This is a genomic window from Dietzia sp. HMSC21D01 (genome assembly GCF_001815995.1).
GTDB classification, from domain to species: domain Bacteria; phylum Actinomycetota; class Actinomycetes; order Mycobacteriales; family Mycobacteriaceae; genus Dietzia; species Dietzia cinnamea.
This window is the reverse complement of record NZ_KV824159.1, coordinates 1-4134: the sequence shown is the minus strand read 5'-3', so window position 1 is coordinate 4134 and position 4134 is coordinate 1. Positions and strand designations below refer to the sequence as shown.

3 protein-coding genes are annotated in these 4134 nt (G+C 70.7%); 2 read left to right on the top strand and 1 reads right to left on the bottom strand.

Annotation, left to right across the window (positions count from 1 at the left end; genetic code table 11):
- Positions 1 to 62: 62 nt before the first annotated feature.
- A complete protein-coding gene (clpB, locus tag HMPREF3086_RS17090) occupies positions 63 to 2615 on the bottom strand; it encodes an ATP-dependent chaperone ClpB (RefSeq protein ID WP_070723142.1) in 2553 nt (850 codons plus the stop codon).
- A gap of 361 nt (positions 2616 to 2976) precedes the next feature.
- Between clpB and HMPREF3086_RS17085 the strand changes: the two genes are divergently transcribed.
- Both HMPREF3086_RS17085 and HMPREF3086_RS17080 read left to right on the top strand, forming a co-directional pair.
- A complete protein-coding gene (locus tag HMPREF3086_RS17085; RefSeq protein ID WP_246831038.1) occupies positions 2977 to 3255 on the top strand; it encodes an Ltp family lipoprotein in 279 nt (92 codons plus the stop codon).
- Between the two features lie 2 nt (positions 3256 to 3257).
- On the top strand, positions 3258 to 4106 hold the full coding sequence (locus HMPREF3086_RS17080) for a hypothetical protein (RefSeq protein WP_246831037.1): 849 nt from the start codon (positions 3258 to 3260) through the stop codon (positions 4104 to 4106).
- Positions 4107 to 4134 lie beyond the last annotated feature (28 nt).

Here is a 4134-nt window from a genome sequence, read left to right as displayed (position 1 = left end):
GAGACGGGCCCGACCCTCATCCCCGGGGGGTCGGGCCCGTCGGCCGTGCGGGCGGCGCCGTGTCAGGCGAGGGTGAGCGTCTCGCCGTCCTCGGCCAGCGAGACGTGCACGGTGTCGCCGTCTCGGATGTCGCCGCCGAGCAGGGCCCGCGCCAGCCGGTCCCCGATCGCCTTCTGCACCAGGCGGCGTAGCGGCCGGGCACCGTAGGCCGGGTCGTACCCGCGCCGGGCCAGCCAGCCCTTGGCGGCGTCGTCGACCTCCAGCACCAGACGCCGGGCCTTCAGCCGCTCGGCGAGCTGGTCGATCTGGATGTCGACGATCGACTCCAGCTGCTCCTCGCTGAGCGCGTCGAACACGACCACGTCGTCCAGTCGGTTGATGAACTCCGGCTTGAAGGCCCGCTTGACCGCGTCCATCATCTGCTCCCGCGTCCCACCCGCGCCCAGGTTGGAGGTGAGCACGAGGATGGTGTTGCGGAAGTCGACCGTGCGGCCCTGGCCGTCGGTCAGGCGACCGTCGTCGAGGACCTGCAGGAGGATGTCGAAGACGTCCGGGTGGGCCTTCTCCACCTCGTCCAGAAGGACGATCGTGTACGGCCTGCGCCGCACCGCCTCGGTGAGCTGGCCACCGGCCTCGTAGCCGACGTAGCCCGGAGGGGCACCGACGAGCCGCGCGACCGAGTGCTTCTCCGAGTACTCGCTCATGTCGATCCGGACCATGGCGCGCTCGTCGTCGAACAGGAACTGGGCCAGTGACTTGGCCAGCTCCGTCTTGCCGACGCCCGTCGGCCCGAGGAACAGGAACGAGCCGGTGGGCCGGTTGGGGTCGGCGACCCCGGCCCGGGCGCGGCGGACGGCGTCGGACACGGCCCGCACGGCCTCGTGCTGGCCGACGACCCGGCGGCCGAGCTCGTCCTCCATGCGCAGCAGCTTCTCGGTCTCACCCTCGAGCATCTTGCCCACGGGGATGCCCGTCCAGGCGGAGACGACCTCGGCGACGTCCTCGGGGCCGACCTCCTCCTTGAGCATCGCGCCGGCCGCGGCCTCGCTCTCCTCGGCCTCGGCGAGCTGCTTCTCCAGCTCGGGCAGGCGCCCGTACCGGATCTCGGCCACGCGGGCGTAGTCGCCGTCGCGCTCGGCCTTCTCGGACTCGGTACGCAGGGCGTCGAGTTCCTCCTTGATCCGCTGCACGCCCTCGATGGCCGTCTTCTCGTTCTGCCACCGGGCCGTCAGCTCGGACAGCTTCTCCTTGGCGTCGGCGAGCTCGGCCTGCAGGGCGACCAGCCGGTCCTTGGACGCGGCGTCGGTTTCCTTCTGCAGGGCGACCTCCTCGATCTCGAGGCGGCGGACGATCCGCTCGGCGGCGTCGATCTCCTCGGGGCGCGAGTCGATCTCCATCTTGAGCCGGCTGGCGGCCTCGTCGACCAGGTCGATCGCCTTGTCGGGCAGGAACCGCTGCGTGATGTAGCGGTCCGAGAGCGTGGCGGCCGAGACCAGTGCGGAGTCGGTGATGCGCACGCCGTGGTGGACCTCGTAGCGCTCCTTCAGGCCACGGAGGATGCCGACCGTGTCCTCGACGCTGGGCTCGCCGACGTACACCTGCTGGAAGCGGCGCTCCAGGGCGGCGTCCTTCTCGATGTACTTGCGGTACTCGTCGAGGGTCGTGGCGCCGACCAGTCGCAGCTCGCCGCGGGCGAGCATCGGCTTGATCATGTTGCCGGCGTCCATCGAGCCCTCGCCGGTCGCGCCGGCGCCGACGATGGTGTGGATCTCGTCGATGAAGGTGATGATCTGGCCCTCGGCCGCGGTGATCTCGTCGAGCACGGCCTTGAGCCGCTCCTCGAACTCGCCGCGGTACTTCGCGCCCGCGACCATCGAGCCCAGGTCCAGCGAGAGCAGGGTCTTGCCCTTGAGGGACTCGGGGACGTCGCCGGCGACGATGCGGCGGGCCAGGCCCTCCACGATGGCGGTCTTGCCGACGCCGGGCTCACCGATGAGCACGGGGTTGTTCTTGGTGCGGCGCGACAGCACCTGCACGACGCGACGGATCTCCGAGTCGCGTCCGATGACCGGGTCGATCTTGCCCTCCCGCGCGCGGGCGGTGAGGTCCGTGGCGTACTTCTCGAGCGCCTGGTACTGGTCCTCGGGGTTCTCCGTGGTCACGCGGGTGTTGCCGCGGACGGCGGTGAACGCCTGCTTGAGCGCCTCCTCGGTGGCACCGAGCTCGTTGAGCAGCTTGGCGGCGTCCCCACCGGTGTGACCTGCGGCGATGCCGACCAGGACGTGCTCGGTGGAGACGTAGGCGTCGCCCATCTCCGCCGCGAGGGTCTGGGAGTAGTTGACGACGGCGAGGGCGTCGCGATTGAAGTTGGGGGCGGCCATCCCCGAGCCGGACGCCTTGGGGTATCCGCTGACGAGGGCCTTGGCCTGGGTCAGGGCGAGCTGCGGGTCCACCCCGCAGGCCTGGAGGAGGGGGGTGGCGATCCCGTCCTGCTGCTCGAGCAGGGCGACGAGCAGGTGCCCGGGTCGCACATCCGGGTTACCCGCCGCGGACGCGGATTGGACGGCGGCCGAGAGAGCCGCCTGAGTCTTGGTCGTGGGGTTGAACTGGCTCATCGACCGGTCCTTTCTTCGACGTTTACTTGAGCGTACTGGAATCAAGGCCGGCGCCGTTCCCGCCGGACACCCTCTACAACCACCGGCTCGTTGAGCCTATTCCGCTCAACCTAAACGTTGCATCACGGATCGCTGTGAACGCTGCCCGAGTCTGAGTACACTCTGAGAGGCCTCGGCTGGCCTCCCCTCACCCACTGTCCCCTCGACCCGTCAGGCAGATCCCGTGACCGACACGTCCTCCCCCCTCCCCACCCCGCCGACCGCAGTCGCCGGCCGGTTCCGCACCCGCCGGCGATTGCGGTCCGCGATAACATGCGTGCCTCTCGTCGTCGTCGTAACCGCGTGCGGGCACACCGACGACGTGGCGACCGCTGCAGGTCAGGCCGCGACCGTCACGGTCATCAGTACCGCGACGACCACCGTGACGCGCGAGGTCACCACCACCGCGGAGGCACCGGCCCCCGCCTCCGCAGGGCTCGCGGCCGCCGATAGCAGCGCCGGTCAGAGCAATGCCGCGCGATCTGCCAGGCAATACCTCGACATCTCCGGCTTCTCCCGCTCCGGCCTCATCGAACAGCTCCAGTACGAGGGCTACTCGCCGGAACAGGCCACCTACGGCGCGACCGCCGCGGGACTGTAGCGGTGGACCACTACAGTCCGGTGGCCCGCGCCACCAGGTTCGTCATCTACGTCCTCGCGGTGGTGGTGCCGGTCGCGATCGCGCTGGCCGTGGTCGGCACGACCCCCTATCTCCTGGACAAGGTCCCTGAGGAGCATCGCGGCACCGTCGCGGCGATCGGTGAGGGCGCAACCCGGCTCTCCGGCGGCAACGGCGGGATCTTCCGCCCACAGGAGGCCAACGCCGCGGACACCACTATTCCCACCGCGCCCCGGCCGCTGCGCGGGGAATGGTCACCGCGGCGCCCCGAGGACTACCCGCCGCCGGCCGGGCTGGTCGCGGGACTCGACTACGCCGTCGAGACCACCGACGACGGGTACCTGGCCCACTGGCCATGTGAGCATGGGATCCCCGTGCGGTCCTTCGATGCCCCGCCCGGAAGCGAGGCTGACCTCATCTGGGCGGTGGAGACCCTCGCCTTCGCCAGCGGACTCCCCCTGCGCTACACCGGACCGGGCTCCCCCGCCGAAAAGGACGCAGAGGGCGCCATCTCGGTGACCTACGGCGATCACCCGATGTTCCACACCCACGGCGCGGCGGGGGTCGGCGGCGGCGCCGTCTGGCCCCGGGGCCTCATCCTCCAAGGATCCGTGGTGATCCAACCCGGCCAGGTCAGTCCCTTCCCCGGGGACCCCTGGTCCCGCCGGCTGTCCCTGCACGAACTCATGCACGCCGTCGGGGTCGACCATGCCGGGCCCCACCGCCCCGAGATCATGACGGAGAAGCCGGACTCCGACCACCAGACGATCCTCGGGTACGGCGACCGGTTCGCGCTGCACGTCGTGGGCTGCCCGGGTCTCACCACCGGATGACGCCGACGGGCCGGGCGCCGCGGCGCCC